15 protein-coding genes and 1 riboswitch are annotated in these 17,724 nt (G+C 72.2%); of the genes, 4 read left to right on the top strand and 11 right to left on the bottom strand.

Annotated features, from left to right (window positions below; translation table 11 throughout):
* Nucleotides 1-24 precede the first annotated feature (24 nt).
* The 4 genes from ABH941_RS14880 to ABH941_RS14865 all read right to left on the bottom strand — a co-directional run bounded on the left by ABH941_RS14880 (nt 25) and on the right by ABH941_RS14865 (nt 4,654).
* Nucleotides 25-1,521: a cobyric acid synthase gene (locus ABH941_RS14880; protein WP_370129581.1), complete on the bottom strand. Its 1,497-nt coding sequence runs from the start codon at nt 1,519-1,521 to the stop codon at nt 25-27.
* Nucleotides 1,518-2,456, bottom strand: coding sequence for a cobalamin biosynthesis protein (locus ABH941_RS14875; RefSeq protein WP_370129580.1), 939 nt, complete (start codon nt 2,454-2,456; stop codon nt 1,518-1,520). The genes ABH941_RS14880 and ABH941_RS14875 overlap by 4 nt, the downstream gene beginning before the upstream one ends.
* A 103-nt stretch (nt 2,457-2,559) precedes the next feature.
* Nucleotides 2,560-2,790, bottom strand: a riboswitch (cobalamin riboswitch).
* A gap of 41 nt (nt 2,791-2,831) precedes the next feature.
* A complete protein-coding gene (locus ABH941_RS14870) occupies nt 2,832-3,104 on the bottom strand; it encodes a hypothetical protein (protein WP_370129579.1) in 273 nt (90 codons plus the stop codon).
* 149 nt (nt 3,105-3,253) lie between these two features.
* Nucleotides 3,254-4,654, bottom strand: a complete 1,401-nt coding sequence (locus ABH941_RS14865) for an NAD(P)/FAD-dependent oxidoreductase (protein WP_370129578.1) — start codon at nt 4,652-4,654, stop codon at nt 3,254-3,256.
* A gap of 203 nt (nt 4,655-4,857) precedes the next feature.
* Between ABH941_RS14865 and ABH941_RS14860 the strand changes: the two genes are divergently transcribed.
* From ABH941_RS14860 to ABH941_RS14850, 3 genes are all read left to right on the top strand, one after another.
* Nucleotides 4,858-5,973 (top strand): alpha/beta hydrolase family protein, encoded by a 1,116-nt coding sequence (locus tag ABH941_RS14860; RefSeq protein ID WP_370129577.1) that lies wholly within the window; start codon nt 4,858-4,860, stop codon nt 5,971-5,973.
* 183 nt (nt 5,974-6,156) lie between these two features.
* The gene (locus tag ABH941_RS14855) at nt 6,157-7,641 is read left to right on the top strand and encodes a hypothetical protein (protein ID WP_370129576.1); all 1,485 of its coding nucleotides are present in this window, start codon (nt 6,157-6,159) and stop codon (nt 7,639-7,641) included.
* 79 nt (nt 7,642-7,720) lie between these two features.
* Complete coding sequence (locus tag ABH941_RS14850) at nt 7,721-8,212, top strand: MarR family winged helix-turn-helix transcriptional regulator (protein WP_370129575.1); 492 nt, start codon at nt 7,721-7,723, stop codon at nt 8,210-8,212.
* Between the two features lie 12 nt (nt 8,213-8,224).
* On the opposite strand, the gene ABH941_RS14845 is transcribed toward ABH941_RS14850, so the two are convergent.
* On the bottom strand, nt 8,225-9,235 hold the full coding sequence (locus ABH941_RS14845; protein ID WP_370129574.1) for an Lrp/AsnC family transcriptional regulator: 1,011 nt from the start codon (nt 9,233-9,235) through the stop codon (nt 8,225-8,227).
* A gap of 84 nt (nt 9,236-9,319) precedes the next feature.
* Here ABH941_RS14845 and ABH941_RS14840 point away from each other — a divergent pair, with 84 nt between their 5' ends.
* Nucleotides 9,320-10,879 carry an MFS transporter gene (locus tag ABH941_RS14840; protein ID WP_370129573.1) on the top strand — a complete coding sequence of 520 codons (1,560 nt, stop codon included), beginning with the start codon at nt 9,320-9,322 and terminating at the stop codon, nt 10,877-10,879.
* Between the two features lie 66 nt (nt 10,880-10,945).
* Here ABH941_RS14840 and ABH941_RS14835 read toward each other — a convergent pair whose 3' ends face one another.
* The 6 genes from ABH941_RS14835 to ABH941_RS14810 all read right to left on the bottom strand — a co-directional run bounded on the left by ABH941_RS14835 (nt 10,946) and on the right by ABH941_RS14810 (nt 17,722).
* Nucleotides 10,946-11,815 carry a phosphatidylcholine/phosphatidylserine synthase gene (locus ABH941_RS14835; protein ID WP_370129571.1) on the bottom strand — a complete coding sequence of 290 codons (870 nt, stop codon included), beginning with the start codon at nt 11,813-11,815 and terminating at the stop codon, nt 10,946-10,948.
* Nucleotides 11,802-12,455, bottom strand: a complete 654-nt coding sequence (locus ABH941_RS14830; protein WP_133999538.1) for a phosphatidylserine decarboxylase — start codon at nt 12,453-12,455, stop codon at nt 11,802-11,804. Before ABH941_RS14830 ends, ABH941_RS14835 begins: the two co-directional genes overlap by 14 nt.
* 426 nt (nt 12,456-12,881) lie before the next feature.
* Nucleotides 12,882-14,093 (bottom strand): acyl-CoA dehydrogenase family protein, encoded by a 1,212-nt coding sequence (locus tag ABH941_RS14825; protein WP_370129570.1) that lies wholly within the window; start codon nt 14,091-14,093, stop codon nt 12,882-12,884.
* Nucleotides 14,094-14,227: 134 nt separating this feature from the next.
* Nucleotides 14,228-14,731: a MaoC family dehydratase gene (locus ABH941_RS14820; RefSeq protein ID WP_370129569.1), complete on the bottom strand. Its 504-nt coding sequence runs from the start codon at nt 14,729-14,731 to the stop codon at nt 14,228-14,230.
* Nucleotides 14,732-14,735: 4 nt separating this feature from the next.
* On the bottom strand, nt 14,736-15,695 hold the full coding sequence (locus ABH941_RS14815; RefSeq protein ID WP_370129568.1) for a CoA ester lyase: 960 nt from the start codon (nt 15,693-15,695) through the stop codon (nt 14,736-14,738).
* Nucleotides 15,692-17,722, bottom strand: a complete 2,031-nt coding sequence (locus ABH941_RS14810) for a protein meaA (protein WP_370129567.1) — start codon at nt 17,720-17,722, stop codon at nt 15,692-15,694. Before ABH941_RS14810 ends, ABH941_RS14815 begins: the two co-directional genes overlap by 4 nt.
* Between the last annotated feature and the right edge of the window lie 2 nt (nt 17,723-17,724).

Below are 17,724 nucleotides of genomic sequence, written 5' to 3'. Positions count from 1 at the left end.
CCTCTCCAGAAGTGGTTCGTTCGGTCACGGCGCACCCGGCGGCACGAACGGCAGTCCGTCCGGCACACCGTCCTCGATCAGCCGCAGCAGCGCCGCGGTGTCGGCGTGTTCTTCGATCAGGTCGCCCAGCCGGTCCAGCCGTTCCTCGCGCGCGGCGGCGAAGCTGGTGTCCGGGGCCGGGACGAAGCGCCGCCCGGCGGCTGCCGCGACCTCGCGCAGAAAGGCGCGGCGGAAGCCGTCGTTCTCCAGCGCGCCGTGCCAGGTGGTGCCCCACAGCGCGCCCTGGCGCACTCCGTCCAGCCAGGGCTCGCCGCCCTCGACGACAGCCGTCCCGTGGTGGATCTCGTAGCCGGCCACGGTCTCCCCGTAGGCCTCGCCCACCGGCCGGGCCAGGGTCTTCGCGGCCGCGAACTCCACCCGTACCGGCAGCAGCCCCAGCCCGGGGACGGCTCCGGCCTTGGACTCGACCTCGTCCACGATGGTCCGCCCCAGCATCTGGTAGCCGCCGCACACCCCCAGCACCGGCCGTCCCTCGGCGGCGCGACCGGCCAGCGCCGCGTCCAGGCCGCGCTCGCGCAGCCAGAGCAGGTCGGCGACGGTCGCCCGGGTTCCGGGGAGCACCACCAGGTCGGCGTCGGCCAGCTCCTCCGGCCGGGTCGCCCAGCGCACCAGCACGCCGGGCTCCTGCGCCAGCGCGTCGATGTCGGTGAAGTTGGACAGCCGGGGCAGCCGCACCACGGAGACCCGCAGCACCTCCTCCCCGGAGGCGCCGCCGCTGGGCGCCCGGTCGACCAGGCCGGCCAGGTCCAGCGAGTCCTCGGCGTCCAGCCAGAGCCCCGGCAGCATCGGCAGCACCCCCAGGGACGGACGGTGCGTCAGCTTTTCCAGCATGTCCAGACCGGGCTTGAGCAGCCGGACGTCGCCGCGGAACTTGTTGACGATCCAGCCGGCCAGGTGCCGCTGGTCCTCGGCCGACAGCAGCGCCAGCGTCCCGTACATGGACGCGAACACCCCGCCGCGGTCGATGTCGCCGACCACCACCACCGGCAGCGAGGCCGCGACCGCCAGGCCCATGTTGGCGATGTCCCGGTCCCGCAGGTTGATCTCGGCGGGGGAGCCCGCGCCCTCGCAGACCACCACGTCGTAGCGGCTGCGCAGATCGGCCAGGCAGTCCAGGGCGATCCGCAGCAGCGCGGGCTTGCGCTCGCGGTAGTCCAGCGCGCCGACCTCGGCGACCGGCTGCCCCAGCACCACCACCTGGCTGCGGTGGTCGGCGCCGGGCTTGAGCAGCACCGGGTTCATCGCCGCCTCGGGTTCGATCCGGGCGGCGGCCGACTGCATCGCCTGGGCCCGGCCGATCTCGGCGCCGTCGGCGGTGACAAAGGAGTTCAGCGACATGTTCTGCGCCTTGAACGGCGCGACCGAGACCCCCTGGCGCGCCAGCCAGCGGCAGACACCGGCGGTGACCACGCTCTTCCCCGCGTCCGACGTGGTCCCCGCGACCAGCAGTGCCCCGTTCATCGGCGCCTCCCCTTTCCTGCCGCGACCAGCGCGGTCACGCCGACCGCCAGCAGTCCTACCCGTCGCGAAAGCCGACAGGCCCGTTCGATGTCCGCGACCGCCACCGGCCGCGACCCGGCCCCGAGCACCGGACGGTGCTCGGTTCTTTCGCCGTACTTCAAGGTCCCGCCCAGTCGCACCCCGAGCGCCCCCGCGAAGGCCGCCTCCGCCTGGCCGGCGTTGGGGCTGGGGTGGCTGGAGGCGTCCGCCCGCCAGACCCGCCAGGCGTCCCGGCGGTGTTCCGACCCCGCCGCGACCACCGTCAGCAGCGCGGTGAACCGGGCCCCCGGCCAGCCCGCCACGTCGTCGAGCCGGGCCGAGGCCCAGCCGAACCGCAGGTAGCGGGGCGAGCGATGGCCCACCATGGCGTCCAGGGTGTTCACCGCGCGGAACGCCAGCAGCCCGGGAGCGCCCGCCACCGCGCCCCACACCAGGGCGTTCACCACCGCGTCGGCGGTGTTCTCGGCCACCGACTCGACCACCGCACGGGCGATCTGCTGCTCGGTCAGCTCCCTGGGGTCGCGGCCGCAGAGGTAGGGCAGCCGCTTGCGCGCGGCCGCGAGGTCACCCGCCTCCAGCGCGGCGCCAATGGTGCGCGCCTCCCGCACCAGGGAGGCGCCGCCGAGCACGGTCCAGGTGGCCCCGGCCGTGAACAGCGCCGTCCCGGCCGGGTTGCCGCGCAGGGCGTGCTCGCCGCAGCGGGCCGCCCCGGCGACGGCGCCGACGCAGAGCCCGGTGAAGACCGCTCCGGTGCCGCGCCGGTCACGCCAGATCAGCCGCTCCAGTGCTCCGGCCGCCCGGCCGAACCCGGCCACCGGGTGCCCGCGCCGGGGGTCGCCGAGGGCGGCGTCGGCCGCGAATCCCGCTGCGAGGCCCAGGGCGGTGGTCGCCCGCACGGCGGTCAGCCGCAGGGCTGAGCGGCGACGGGGACTACAGGCAGAAGTGGTGGTGCGGCAGCAACGCGCATGGCGGTGAATGTCCTCACTCAGGGTCCGCGCCCTGGATCGACGAACCGGGGGCGAGAGTCTCCTGGCTCCCGGATCGACACGCCCCCGGGCCTTCCCGCAGCTGCCACCGCCTGAAGCAGGTGTGGCCGCCGCCGTGGCCGTCGTTCGAGGGCGCTCCCCGGTGACAGTGGCGGGACCGCGCCGGACTGGGGGTCTCCCCCTTCACCGGCTTCCTCTCCATGCCTCCGTTTGGCCTGCTGATACCACCACGCAGCCGGACCGAGCGTCAACCGACGCCGACCCCGGCCACCGACGGCCCCCTTCTCAGGCGGCGTTGTTCTTGCTCGCCGGCAGCTGCTTCGGTGTGCGGACGACGCGCAGCAGTTCGACGCCGGGCGATCCCGGCTCGGACGACGCCGGGGCCTGGACCGGGCCCAGGACCGGACCGGGCAGCACCTGCCCCTGCACGACCTGGCTGAGTACGACCTGCTCACCGGGGCTGGTGGGCGGGCGGAGGAAGTGGTCCTCGAACCATGACATGCCCAGGATCACGAGCAGGCCGATCGGAGCTATGACGACGCAGAGTAGGACAGACATGGGCACCCCAGGCGGTCAGTGCTGCTGCGGTCTTCCGACTCCCCCCGGATCCCAGCCTCAGCCACCGCTCCGTGTTCCGCATCTCGGGGAGTCCGCACGCGACTGCGGACAGTCAGCGCCCTGCGGCCCGCCCGCCGGTCCGTCCCGGCTCAGTGCCGTCCCGAGACCACGTCGGCGACCCGGGCGATCGGCGAGGTCGTCGCCCTGCCGCCGCGTTCCTGCCGGTCCGCCGCGTGGTAGGCGGCGTACATGCCGTGCACGCCGATCCAGCGCAGCGGTTCCGGCTCCCAGCGCCTGACCCGGTGGTTCACCCAGGGCAGTGCCGTCAGCCCGGTGTCCTCCCCTAGCACCAGGTCCCGCAGGGTCCGGGCGGCCAGGTTGGTGGTGGTCACGCCGCTGCCGACATAGCCGCCGGCCAGGCCGAGACCGGTGGCCGGGTCCAGCTCCACCGTCGAACACCAGTCCCGTGGCACGCCCAGCACACCGGACCAGGCGTGGTCGATCCGCGCTCCGGCCGCGGCCGGGAAGAAGTCCTCCAGGATCGCCCGCAGCTGGTCCACCGTCTTCTGCGCCGTCAGCCCGTCGTTGTCGGTGCGCGAGCCGAAGCGGTACGGGACGCCGCGTCCGCCCAGGGCGATCCGGTCGTCGGCGGTGCGCTGCGCGTACATGTAGGCGTGCGCCATGTCGCCCAGGGTCTCCCGCCCGGACCAGCCGACCGCCTCCCAGAACGCGGCCGGCAGCGGCTCGGTGACCACCATCGAGGAGTTCATCGGCAGCCAGGACCGCCGCTCGCCGCGCAGCGCCGAGGTGAAGCCCTCGGTGGCCCGCAGCACGAATCGCGCCGACACCGTGCCCCGGTCGGTGACCGCCTTGGCGAGCGCACTTGACGAGCCCGGAACGATCTCGGTCACCGTCGTGGACTCGTACACCGACACGCCCATCGACTCGACCACCCGGGCCAGCCCGACCACCAGCTTCGCGGGCTGGATCCGGGCCCCGTGCGGGGTCCAGCAGGCGCCCAGGGCGCCGTCCACGTCGATCCGCGCGGCGGCCTCGGTCGGGCTCAGCAGCTCCAGGCCGGTCTCGCCGAAGGAGTGCTCGTTCTCGACGTACGCCCCAAGCCGCTCCAACTGGGCGGGGGTGCGGGCGACCTCCATCATCCCGCCCTTGGCGATGTCGGCGTCGATGCCCTCGGCCGCGCACACCGCGATCACCTCGTCCACCGCGCCGTTCATCGCCTGCTGCATGGCGATCGCGCCGGGTTTGCCGTACCTGCGGGCGAAGACGCCGCGCCCGGCGAAGCCGTTGTAGAGCCAGCCGCCGTTGCGGCCGGACGCGCCGTACCCGCAGAAGCGCTGCTCCAGGACGGTGACGCGCAGGCCGGGATCGGCCTTCTTCAGGTAGTACGCGGTCCACAGGCCGGTGTAGCCGCCGCCCACGATGCAGACATCGGCCTCGGCCGAACCGTCCAGCGGCCTTCGCGGGGTGGGGAGCCCGATGGTCGAATACCAGAACGAGACACCGCCGTTGGCGGTGGCGGACGTGCCCACGCGAGACCTGCTTCCCTGCTGCGGATAGTGCCCGGCACGCTACCGATGCCCCGGACCTGCGGCAATGCCCACTGTGTCAGGTGCGCACGGTGGACTCGGACACTCCGTCGGATGGCCGCGCACCGCTGGCGCGTACCGCCGCGGGGTACTGGGATTGTCTGGAGCGGGTATGGACGTCGTAGCGGACCGACCTTGGGAGCCAGATGCGCTGGGGACGAACGGCTGTGCTGGCCACGGCCACGGCGGTGGGCGCCGGCGCGGCCGCACTGGTCGCCGGACGGGTGGTCTCCGATTTCTCGGTCCGGCCCCGCGGCGCGGCCCCGGCGGCGGGCGGCGGGCTCCGGGTCCACTCCCTGGCCGCCGGGCGGGTCGAGCTGACCCGCTCCTGGGAGACCCAGCGCCCCGGCCGCTACGCGCTTGAGTACGCGTCAGGACACGCGGTCGTGGGCGAGGTGCTCGGCACCACCGCGCAGACCGTGGTGCGTCGGCTGGAGAGCACCGCCGGCGCCGCGCTCGCGGTCGGGCAGACCGTGCTGATCACCCCGCAGGTCCTCACCGGCGACCCCCGCTCCGCGCTCGGCCTCGACTACTCCGAGATCCATGTCCGCGGCGAGCTCGGCCCGATGCCCGCCTGGTACCTGCCGGGCGTGCGCGACCTGTGCGTGATCGCCGTCCACGGCATCGGCGCCGACCGCCGCCAGGCGCTGCCGCTGCTGCCGCTGCTGGACCGGCTCAAGGTCCCGGTGCTGGTGGTGACCTACCGCAACGACGAGGGCGCGCCGCGCTCGCCCGACGGCATCGCCCACTTCGGCGAGACCGAGTGGCGCGACGTGGAGGCCGCGATCCGTCTCGCGGTGGACGGCGGCGCGGGGCGGATCCTGCTCTACGGCTGGTCCGTCGGAGCCACCATGGCGCTCCGGGCGGCGGCCCGCTCCGACCACCGCGAGGCCGTCCGCGGCCTGGTGCTGGACTCCCCGGTGCTGGACTGGGAGGACACGGTGCGCCGTCAGGCCACCAGGCGCGGCGTCCCCGGCGCCCTGGCCGAGTTGGGCGTACGGGCGGCCCAGGGGCGCTCCGCGGTCGATCCGGCCGGTTTCGACCGGCTGGCCCTCGGCGCCGACCTCACCGTCCCGGCGCTGTTGCTGCACAGCGCGGACGACACCGTCGCGGCCGTCGCCCCGGCCCGGGAGCTCGCCCGGCGGCGCGAGCATCTCGTGGTCTACGAGGAGTACGCCGGCGCGGAGCACGAGGCGCTGTGGAACGCGGATCCGGAGCGCTACCAGGCGACCCTGCTCAGATTCCTCACCCCCCTCCTGTGACCCTTCCGTCACCATTCCGGGACCGATAGGACCCCGCCGCGCCAGGGGATGTGACAACTGGCCCGCGGACGGGGAAGACTGCACGGCGTGACGTCCCGGAATTCGCGTGACCGTACTGGCCGATCCGAGATTTCTGGCCGACCCGACACCGTCGGCGGGCGACAGGAGGGTGCACCCGCGAGGGTGACCCGGCTGCCGACCGCCGCCCGCCCGCCGCAGCCCCGCGCGGCGACCTCAGGCACAGTGCCACCCGCAGGCGGGGGCAGCGCCGGCGCTGCGCGCTCCGGCGCGCATGCACGCCGCACGCCCCCTGCTGGGCTGCCCGGCCCCGCCCAGCTCTCCCCGCTCGCCCGCAGGCTGCTCGCCGACGCGGTCCGGATCGCCCGCTGGGCCGGCGAACTGCCCAACGTCGACCGGCGCGGCGACCTGCTGGAGGGCGACGTGGTCTCGGCCGGCCGCGCTCTGGCGATGACCCATGACGCCGCCGTCGCCTCCTGGGAACGGGCCCGGCTGGCCGGCCTGGTCGAACTGCGCGGCAGCGGCGCGGGCCCCGGCTGGCGGCTGCACGCCTGGGAGCACGACGACGAGGCCGTGCTGCGCGGCTGGGCGGCGCTGTTCGACGCCTGGACGCTGCTGGTGCCGGTACCGGACCGCAACCTGACCTCGCTGGCCGGGCTCGCCGTCGACCACGCCCCGCAACTGCTCTCCTTCCTGCACCTGGTGGACGGCCCGGTGCCGCTCACCGAGCTGCTGGAACTGCTGCGCCGCGGCCTGGAGGAGCAGTGGCACGGGGGCGTTCCCCCCGCGCTGGGCGCCCCCGTCCCGCACGCCGCCTGGGCCGTCAGCGCCGTCCGCGGCGACAGCGCGCTGGCGCTGACCCTCACTCCGGGCGCGACCGAGGTCGCCGGGGTCCTGGACTGGATGCTGGACGGCTTCGCCGCCGTCGGCGCCGTGGTCCGCACCGACCTCGCCGTCCGCACCGACCTCGCCACGGCCGACGCCGAGAGCGCCGTCGCGGACGTCTGCGCCGAGCTCACCCCGCTGGGCCACTGGGCGGTGCGGGCCAAGCTGGAGGAGATCTGCACCGTCGCGCAGACCGCCGCCGGGCACATCGAGCAGTCCGCGCTGGAGCTGCTGACGGCCTGCGCGCAGTACTCCCCGGGCCCGGCCCGCGCCGAGTACCGGGCCTGGCTGGCGGCCCGTCAGGCCGAGAGCGCGGTCGCGGACCTGCTCGACGTCGCCCGCGGCGAGGACGCGCTGCTGCGCGGGCTCGCCTTCGAGGCGCTGCGGGTCGCCGGGCACCCGGCCGAGCCGGCCATCAGGGACTGCACCGAGGAGCCGCTGCTGCGCCCGTACGCGCTGCTCTGGCTGGCCGAGCAGACCGACGAGGAGGTGCTGCCCTCGGACGTGCTCGGCCAGGACGACGCCGCCTGGCTGTGGGTGGACACCGGCGCGGCCGTGCTCGAACACGGCGACACCGCGATGCTGGTCCGCCATGTCCAGGGCGCCACCGACGGCGACCCGGGCCGGCTGTTCGCGCTGGCCCGCAGGATCGGCCACCCCAGGGCGGGCCAGGTCCTGGCCGCCGTCGCCTCGGCCCACCCCGACCCCGGTGTGGCCCGCGCGGCCCGCCGCAGCGCCTTCAGCGTGCACGAGGGCGGCCGCTGAGACCCGCGGCCCCGCGGCCGACTGCCCCACCCGCAGGGCGAGTACGGTGTGTGGCAGCAGTCGGGTGAGGGGAATGGACATGACAGCCTTAGGACGGATCGATTCGCCCGCGGACGCGGTCGCCGACTCCCGGATCCAGGCCTTCGGAGTGCTGCTGACCGCGGCCAACCGGCTGGAGCGCCTGCTCGGCTCCTCGATGGAGCACGAGAGCGGGCTCAGCCACCCCATGTTCGAAGTCCTGCTGCTGCTGGCCGCCAAACCGGAGGGCGCCCCCATGGGCGACCTCTCCCGCCGCCTGGTGCTCACCAGCGGCGGGGCCACCCGGCTGATCGACCGGATGATCGCCACCGGGCTGGTCCAGCGGCAGCGCTCCAGCGAGGACAAGCGGGTGCAGGTCGTCACGCTCACCCCCGCCGGGGCGGCCCGGCTGGTCCAGGCGGCCCGCCGCCATGTCGAGGAACTCGACCGCCATGTCTTCGCCGTCCTCCCGGCCGACCGGGCCGGCGCCGTGGTGGACGGCCTGGACCGGCTCAGCCTGCACGCCCTGGAGGCGCTGCCCCCGCTGGGCTGAGCCCCGCCGGCGCTACGCCTTCCGCCCGCTCCAGTACCGGACGTCCCCCGGCGCGGCCGGGTACGGGCCCGCGGCCTTGATCCGGCGCAGCACCGGCCCGGTCTCCACCTGCTGGACGGCGTCCAGGGCGGAGATGCTGGTGGTCAGATAGGTGTAGAAGGCCGGAATGGACTTGCAGATCACCACCGCGTGCAGATTGGTCGGCCCGGTGGTGGCGCAGCAGAAAGCCACCTCGGGGTGGTCGGCCAGATCGCGCCCGGTGCGCTCCAGCTCGGACGGGGAGACCGACAGCCACAGCATCGCCACGGTGTCGAGCCCGAAGATCTTCCGGTCGAAGTCGATGTCGAAGTAGAGCACCCCGCTCGCCTGCAGCTCGGCCATCCGTCGGCGCACCGAGGTCTGCGAGAGCCCGCCGGCGGCCGCGAGCTCGGCCAGGCCGGTACGGCCGTCCTGCTGCAACAGTGCCAGCATCCGGCGGTCGGCCTCGTCCAGCGACCCGGCCGGCCGTGGTGCGGCGGTGGACGGCCCCGGCTCCAGCCGCTGCACCTGCTCCACCGTCAGCGTGTCCAACTTGCTGATCAGGCTGAGTGATTCGCCGAAGTAGGTGTGCAGCACGCAGTAGGCGGTGACCCCGACCACGCTGCGGGTCCTCGGCAGCCGCTGCAGCAGCAGCGAGTCGTTGCGGTCGCTGCCCGAGCGACTCATGCAGGTGATCTCGGTGCCACCGGAGATCAGGCTGATCCAGGCGGTGTCGTCGCGGCGGGCCAGGGCCTCCGCGACCGGGGCCGCGCCGTCCGGGGTGCACTGGACTCTGATGATCCACTGGACCTCGCCCATCACGGCGGGGCTGGTCAGCCCCATCACCTGGACCGATCCCTGGCCGCGCAGCCTGCCGTAGCGGCGCGCGACGGTCTGGTCGGAGACCCCGAGCGCCTGCGCGATCCGGTTGAACGAGGCCCGTCCGTCGACCTGGAGGGCGCGCACCAGCTGCCGGTCCAGCCGGTCGAACTCATGGGATTTCACCGCTCCAGCCTAGATTATGTCGAGTTCCGCCGCTGGCGGGCCGCTGGCTGGGGAACCCGGTGCTCCGGCGCCGATGCTGGTCGCATGCGTAAGTGGATCCCCCTGATCGCCATCTGCCTCGGCACCTTCATGCTGCTGGTCGACGTCAGCATCGTGAATGTCGCCCTGCCCGACATGGCCTCCGACCTGCACTCCTCCTTCACCTCGCTGCAGTGGGTGGTGGACATGTACGCACTGGTGCTGGCCGCCCTGCTGATGGTCGTCGGCGCGCTCGGCGACCGACTCGGCCACCGTCGGCTCTACCTCGCCGGACTGGTCGTCTTCGCCGTCGCCTCGCTCGCCTGCGGCCTCGCGCCCGATGCCGCGACCCTGATCGCGGCCCGCGCCGCCCAGGGCGTCGGCGGCGCCGCGATGCTGACCTCCACCACCTCGCTGCTCAACGCCGCCTACCAGGGCCGCGACCGGGGCACCGCCTTCGGCATCTGGGGCGCCGTCAGCGGCGGCGCCGCGGCCGTGGGCCCGGTCCTCGGCGGGGTGCTCACCGACCGGATCGACTGGCGCGCGATCTTCTACGTCAATCTGCCGATCGCCGCACTGGCCGTAGTGATGACCCTGCGTCATCTGAAAAGCGATCAGGGCCCTGGCCGGGGCCGACTCGACGCGGCGACGCTCGACTACGCCGGAGCCTTCGCCTTCACGGCCTTCTCCGGTGCGCTGGTCTACGGCCTGATCGAGGGCGCCGACCAGGGCTGGGGCAGCAGCACCGTGCTGATCTGGCTCGGCGTGGCCGCCGTGGCGCTGCTCGCCTTCTTCCTGCTGGAACTGCGGGTGTCCGACCCGCTGTTGGACCTGTCGCTGCTGCGCAACCGCAGCTTCGTGGGGCTGACCCTGGCCGCGCTGCTGGTGAACGCCGCCGCCTTCGCCCACCTCACCTACACCGGCATCTGGATGCAGTCGGTGCTGGGCCTCAGCCCGATCCAGGCGGGCCTGGCGGTCTGCCCGCTGGCCCTGGCCGCCTTCGTGGTCTCCGGCAACAACGCCCGCATCTTCCGCAAGGCGCCGCCGCAGCTGCCGGTCGGCCTCGGGCTGGTCCTGGTCGGCGTCGGCGCGCTGCTGCTGATGCTGGTCTCGCCCGGCTCCTCCTGGACCACGGCGCTGCCCGGTCTGATCGTCAGCGGTGCCGGGGTCGGCGCGGCCATGCCGGTGCTGATGTCCGCCGCTCTGGGCAGCGTTCCGCGCGAGCGGGTCGGGATGGCCAGCGGCGTGGTCAACACCGGCCGCCAGCTCGGCTACGCCCTGGGCATCGCCGTCCTCGGCACGGTCTTCGCCAATCGGGTGCAGTCCTTCGTCACGGCCGACGGCCACCTCACCGACCCGCACGCGGCCGCCTCCGCGCTCAGCGGCGGCCGGGCCCAGGCGGTGCTGGCCGCCGTCCCCGCGGACCGGCGGGACACCGTCCGGCAGCTGGTGCACGCCTCCTTCGCGGCCGGTCTCGACCGGGTCTACCTGGTCGCCGGCGTCACCGGCATCGCCGCGGGGCTGCTGGTGTTCGCCCTGGTCCGACGCGGCGAGCCGGCGCCCTGGGAGCGCAAGCCGGAACCGGCCGCCGTCGCGGCCGCGCCGGAGCCGAGCCCCGCGGTCTGAGCCGGCCCACGCCGAAGCCCCCGCGTCCGCTCAGATGCGGTCACGGGGGCTTCAGTTGCTCTGGACTCAGCTGGTACGGGACTCCGCGCGGCGGGCCCGGACGTCGCCGACCTTGCGGCGGATCACCATCAGCGGCGCCACCAGCGCCAGCGTGACCTGGAGCGTCGCGCCGACCTTGAGCAGCGTCTCGCCGCCGGGCACGCCGGTGGCCCAGGCCGCCAGGCAGCCCATGCTGACCACGATCCAGCACAGCGTCGCCGTCGCCAGCACCCCGTGCGGCTTGGGGTACTCGACCCGGCTCACCATCAGCCCGGCCACCGCGACGATGCCCAGGACGGCCAGCACGAACGGCGGGTTGAGCAGCACGATCGAGATCACCGTCAGCGCGCCCATCGGGCAGGGCATGCCCTGGAACACCCCGGGCCGCATCGTGGTGCAGGAGAACCGTGCCAGCCGCAGCACCACGGCGAGCAGCACCAGGATGGCGATTCCGGCGGACACCCGCTGGTGCGCGCCGTCCGAGACCATGCCCCAGACCACGACGAAGTAGGCAGGCGCGATGCCGAAGCTGATCAGGTCGGCCAGGTTGTCCAGTTCGGCGCCCAGCGCGGAGGAGCGCAGCTTGCGCGCCACCAGGCCGTCGAACAGGTCGCACATCGAGCCGATCAGCAGCAGCGTCACCGCGGTGGCCGCGCTGCGCCGGTCGCCGTTGGTGGCCACCCCGGTGAGGTGTGGGATCAGCACCCCGGTGGTGGTGCAGTAGACCGCCAGGAAGCCGCAGACGGCGTTGCCCAGGGTGAACATGTCCGCGGTGGACAGGTGCTGGGGCGAACGGGGGGTGCGCAGCTCGCGGTCGCGCACCCAGCGCAGCCGACGGGCCGCGCCGTCCCGGTCGTCGTCGGACTCCTGCAGGGTCTCGGGGTCAGTCACGGTCAAGGCGAGTCACCCCAGCCGTGGTCTTCTGGCCGACCTGCACCCCGGGCTCGACGCCTGCGGGCAGATAGGTGTCGACCCGCGAACCGAAGCGGATCAGCCCGATCCGCTCGCCCTGCTCGACCTTGGTCCCGGCGGGCAGGTAGGGGATGATCCGGCGGGCGACGGCCCCGGCGATCTGGACCATCTCGATGTCGCCGAGCTCGGTGTCGAAGTGCCACACCACTCGTTCGTTGCGGTCGCTGTCCTTGTTGAACGCCGGGACGAACCCGCCGGCCACATGCTCGACCGAGGTGACCGTGCCGGGCAGCGGCGCCCGGTTGACGTGCACATTGAGCGGGCTCATGAAGATCGCGACCCGGGTGCGGCCGTCGGGCCAGGCGTCGATGCTCTGCACCACGCCGTCGGCGGGGGAGATCACCCGACCCTGGCCGATGGTGCGCTCGGGGTCGCGGAAGAACCACAGCATCCCCGCGCTGAGCGCGGAGGCCGGTACTGCCGCCAGGGCCCACTTGCCGCTGCGCCGGGTGAGGGCGGTGCAGGCGGCGGCGGTGAGGACCGTGGGGGCAAGCCAGGGCGAGCAGCCGCGTGCAAGCGTGACACGGGGACGGCTCGCGGATCGTGGGGACGGACTGAGGGGCATCGAAGACCTTTGTCGCGGGGGCCCGGGAACGGTATGGACGCCGAGCGTACCGGCGTACGGTGACCGCGCGAGGGGCCGCGTGATCGAGGGGTTCGGGGACGTATCTGTCCAGGGGTGGATGCTATCGGCAGCAGACGGTCACTAGGCAACCTCCAGGAGGCGGGGAAGCTCTCCACGGCCTCGTCCCCTGCTACGAACGTAGAGGTGTCGACCCCTTGGGGCCAAGCGTTTCACAGGATCGGTGACAACTCTCTCAGGAGTGGTCAGGGGCTTGTCGAGGCCAACAGGGGGCGTGCGAAGCAGCCCCGCGCGCGGGGCCGAACGGGGCACCGAAGCACGTACTCCATGGTACGGAAGGCAGAACGGGGAAATCGGCCGGAACCCAGTGGTTCCGGCCGATTCTCGCCGTTGACGGCACAGCGCGTCTCATTCTCCGAGACGATAGTCCTCCAGCAGCCGGCGACCGATGATCATTTTCTGGATCTCCGCAGTCCCCTCACCGATGAGCAGCATCGGAGCCTCCCGGTAGAGGCGCTCGATCTCGTACTCCTTGGAGAAGCCGTAGCCGCCGTGGATCCGGAAGGAGTCCTCGACCACCTCTTTGCAGTACTCGGAGGCCAGGTACTTCGCCATGCCGGCCTCCAGGTCGTTGCGCTGGCCCGAGTCCTTCTTGCGGGCGGCCATCACCATCATCTGGTGGGCGGCCTCGACCTTGGTGGCCATCTCCGACAGTTTGAACTGGATCGCCTGGTGCTCGGCGATCTTCTTGCCGAAGGTGCTGCGCTGCTGGGCGTAGCGGATGCCCAACTCGAAGGCGCGATGGGCGACGCCGCAGCCACGGGCCGCGACATTGACCCGGCCCACCTCGACCCCGTCCATCATCTGGTAGAAGCCGCGGCCCGAGGTCCCGCCGAGGACCATGTCCGCCGGGATGCGGACGTCCTCCAGGATCATCTCGGTGGTGTCGACGCCCTTGTAGCCCATCTTCTCGATCTTGCCGGGGATGGTGAGCCCCGGAACGCTCTCGTTGGGGCCAAAACCCGGCGTCTTCTCGATCAGGAAGGTGGTCATCGACTTGTGCGGGGCGGTGCCCTCGGGGTGCCCCTCGTCGGTCCGGCAGAGCACCGCGACCAGGGTGGAGGTGCCGCCGTTGGTCAGCCACATCTTCTGGCCGTTGATGACGTAGTGGTCGCCGTCCCGGACACCCTTGGTCCGGATCGCCCCGACGTCCGACCCCAGGCCGGGCTCCGACATCGAGAAGGCGCCGCGGACCTCGCCGGTCGCCATCCGCGGCAGGAAGTGGTCCTTCTGGGCCTGGGTCCCGTGCTGGGCGATCATGTACGCCACGATGAAGTGGGTGTTGACGATGCCGGACACCGACATCCAGCCGCGCGCGATCTCCTCCACCACCAGGGCGTAGGTCAGCAACGACTCGCCTAGACCGCCGTACTCCTCCGGGATCATGAGCCCGAACAGGCCCATCTCCTTCATGCCCTCGACGATGGCGGCGGGGTACTCGTCCCGGTGCTCCAACTCAGTGGCGACCGGAATGATCTCCTTGTCGACAAAGCTCCGGACAGTGCTGAGGATGTCCTGCTGAATCTCGGTGAGGCCTTCGGTCTGAGCGAGGCGTCCCATGGCTGGCTCCTGGAAATGTGATGAGGGGGTAGGTGTCCTGCGGCCGTGGCAGCAGCCGCAGGACACCTGGCACGTGGGGGTCTTTCTTTAGGGGCGCGGGGAACTGCGCGAACAACCATCTACGGCCCGCACCGTCAGCTCAGAGGTTCAGGCCGTCCCGCCTGATCCCCACCCCGCTCCTTGATATAGCTCTCCGTGGGAACCATCACCTTCCGGCGGAACACACACACCACGGTGCCGTCCTGCTTGTACCCCTTGGTCTCCACATACACGATCCCCCGGTCGCTCTTGGACTTCGACGGCGTCTTGTCCAGGACCAGCGTTTCGCCGTAGATGGTGTCCCCGTGGAACGTCGGCGCGATGTGCTTCAGCGACTCGACCTCCAGGTTGGCGATCGCCTTGCCGGAGACGTCCGGCACCGACATCCCCAGCAGCAGCGAGTAGATGTAGTTGCCGACCACCACGTTCTTCCCGAAGTCCGTGGTCTTCTCGGCGTAGTTGCTGTCCAGGTGCAGCGGGTGGTGGTTCATGGTCAGCAGGCAGAAGAGGTGGTCGTCGTACTCGGTGACGGTCTTCCCGGGCCAGTGCTTGTAGACCGCGCCGACCTCGAACTCCTCAAAGGTGCGTCCGAACTGCATGACCCTACGCCTCCGGAATCTCGAACTTGGTGGTCCGCTGCATCCCCGCCGCACGGCCCTTCCCGGAGATGACCAGCGCCATCTTCCGGCTGGCCTCGTCGATCATCTCGTCGCCGAGCATCGCCGAGCCCTTCTTGCCGCCGGCCTCGGACGTGCACCAGTCGTACGCGTCCAGGATCAGCTCGGCGTGGTCGTAGTCCTCCTGGCTCGGCGAGAACACCTCGTTGGCGGCGTCCACCTGGCCGGGGTGCAGCACCCACTTGCCGTCGTAGCCCAGCGCGGCCGCGCGCCCGGCGACCTCGCGGTAGCCGTCGACGTTGCGGATCTGCAGGTACGGGCCGTCGATGGCCTGCAGGTCGTTGGCGCGGGCGGCCATCAGGATGCGCATCAGGATGTAGTGGTAGGCGTCCGCGCCGTAGCCGGGCGGCTGCTCGCCGACGACCAGGGTCTTCATGTTGATGGAGGCCATGAAGTCGGCCGGGCCGAAGATGATGGTCTCCAGCCGGGGCGAGGCCTCCGCGATGGCGTCCACGTTGATCAAGCCCTTGGCGTTCTCGATCTGCGCCTCGATGCCGATCTTCCCGACCTCGAAGCCCATGGTCTTCTCGATCTGGGTGAGCAGCAGGTCCAGCGCGACCACCTGCTGGGCGTCCTGGACCTTGGGCAGCATGATGCAGTCCAGGTTCTGGCCGGCGCCCTCGACGACGGTCACCACGTCGCGGTAGGTCCAGTGGGTGGTCCAGTCGTTGACCCGGACCACCCGGGTCTTCCCGGTCCAGTCGCCCTGGTTCAGCGCGTCCACGATGGTGTGGCGGGCGCCCTCCTTGGCCAGCGGCGCGCAGGCGTCCTCCAGGTCCAGGAAGACCTGGTCGGCGGGCAGGCCCTGGGCCTTCTCCAGGAAGCGCGGGTTGCTGCCCGGGACGGCGAGGCAGGAGCGGCGGGGGCGGAGGCGATTCACGGTCATGCGGTGAGGGTCTCTTCCTTGAGGTCCGAGAACGGTGGAAGTCCGTGTGCGCGACGGATCTCGTCGACAATACGGCCGATGATGTGGGTGATACCGAAGTCCTTGGGGGTGAAGACGGCGGCGACGCCCTGCGCCAGCAGGTCCTGCTCGTCCGCCGCCGGGATGATCCCGCCGACGATCACCGGCACGTCCTCCACCCCGGCCCGCCGCAGCCGCCGCAGCACGTCCGGGACGAGCTCGGCGTGCGCGCCGGAGAGGATGGACAGGCCGACGCAGTGGACGTCCTCGGCGACCGCCGCCGAGGTGATCTGCTCGGGCGTCAGCCTGATGCCCTGGTAGACCACCTCGAACCCGGCGTCGCGCGCCCGTACGGCGATCTGCTCGGCGCCGTTGGAGTGGCCGTCCAGGCCGGGCTTGCCCACCAGCAGCCGCAGTCGGCCCGCGCCGATCTCCTCGGCGGTGACGCGGACGGCCTCGCGGACGGCCAGCAGCTCGGCGCCGCTCTCGCCCTCGACCGAGCCGGTGATCGGCGCGCCGCCGACGCCGGTGGGGGCGCGGTACTCGCCGAAGACCTCGCGCAGCGCGAAGGCCCACTCCCCGGTGGTCACCCCGGCCCGGACGCAGGCGAGGGTGGCCGGCATCAGGTTGGCGTCAGTGGCGGCCTGGCGCTTGAGCTCGGCCAGGGCGGCCACAGCGGCGTCCTCGTCGCGCTCCTTGCGCCACTGCGCGAAGGCCTCCACCACGGCCCGCTCCGCGTCCGGGTCGACCTGCATGATCGCGGTGTCGAGATCGGCGGTGAGCGGGCTGGGCTCGGTGGTCTCGAAGCAGTTGACCCCGACGACCTTGTCCTCGCCGGACTCGATCCGGGCCCGGCGCTCGGCGTGCGAGCCGACCAGAGCCGCCTTGAGGTAGCCGGACTCCACGGCGGGAGTGACCCCGCCCATGGCCAGCACCTTGTCGATCTCGGCGGTCGCGCCCTCGACCAGCTCCTGCACCTTGGCCTCGACGACCCGGCTGCCCTCGAACAGGTCGCCGTACTCCAGCAGGTCCGACTCGTACGCCAGCACCTGCTGGATCCGCAGCGACCACTGCTGGTCCCAGGGCCGGGGCAGGCCCAGCGCCTCGTTCCAGGCCGGGAGCTGGACGGCCCGGGCGCGGGCGTCCTTGGACAGCGTCACGGCCAGCATCTCCAGCACGATCCGCTGGACGTTGTTCTCCGGCTGGGCCTCCGTCAGGCCCAGTGAGTTGACCTGGACCCCGTACCGGAAGCGCCGTTGCTTGGCGTCCTGGATGCCGTAGCGCTCGCGGGTGACGGTGTCCCAGATCCGGCCGAAGGCACGGAGCTTGCACATCTCCTCGACGAAGCGGACGCCCGCGTTGACGAAGAAGGAGATCCGGGCGACCACCTCGCCCATCTGCTCGGGGGCGACCTGGCCGCCGTCCCGCACCGCGTCCAGCACGGCGATCGCGGTGCACATCGCGAACGCCAGTTCCTGGACCGGAGTGGCCCCGGCCTCCTGGAGGTGGTAGCTGCAGATGTTGATGGGGTTCCACTTGGGGATGTTCGCCACGGTGTAGGCGATCATGTCGGTGGTCAGCCGGATGCTGGGACCGGGCGGGAAGACATGCGTCCCGCGTGACAGGTACTCCTTGATGATGTCGTTCTGGGTGGTGCCGGTGAGCTTGGCGATGTCCGCGCCCTGCTCCTCCGCGACGACCTGGTACATCGCCAGCAGCCACATGGCGGTGGCGTTGATCGTCATGGAGGTGTTGGTGCGCTCCAGCGGGATGCCGTCGAACAGTGCCCGCATGTCGCCGACATGGCCCACCGGCACGCCGACCCGGCCGACCTCGCCCTTGGCCAGGACGTGGTCGGGGTCGTAGCCGGTCTGGGTGGGCAGGTCGAAGGCCACGGAGAGGCCGGTCTGACCCTTCGCCAGGTTCTTGCGGTACAGCTCGTTCGACGCGGTGGCGGAGGAGTGCCCCGCATAGGTCCGCATCAGCCAGGGGCGGTCTCGCTGGGTCATGG

The sequence above is a fragment of the Streptacidiphilus sp. EB103A genome, from assembly GCF_041261405.1.
Taxonomy (GTDB): domain Bacteria; phylum Actinomycetota; class Actinomycetes; order Streptomycetales; family Streptomycetaceae; genus Streptacidiphilus.
The sequence above is the reverse complement of the archived record's forward strand: the minus strand, read 5'-3'. Positions and strand labels throughout refer to the sequence as shown.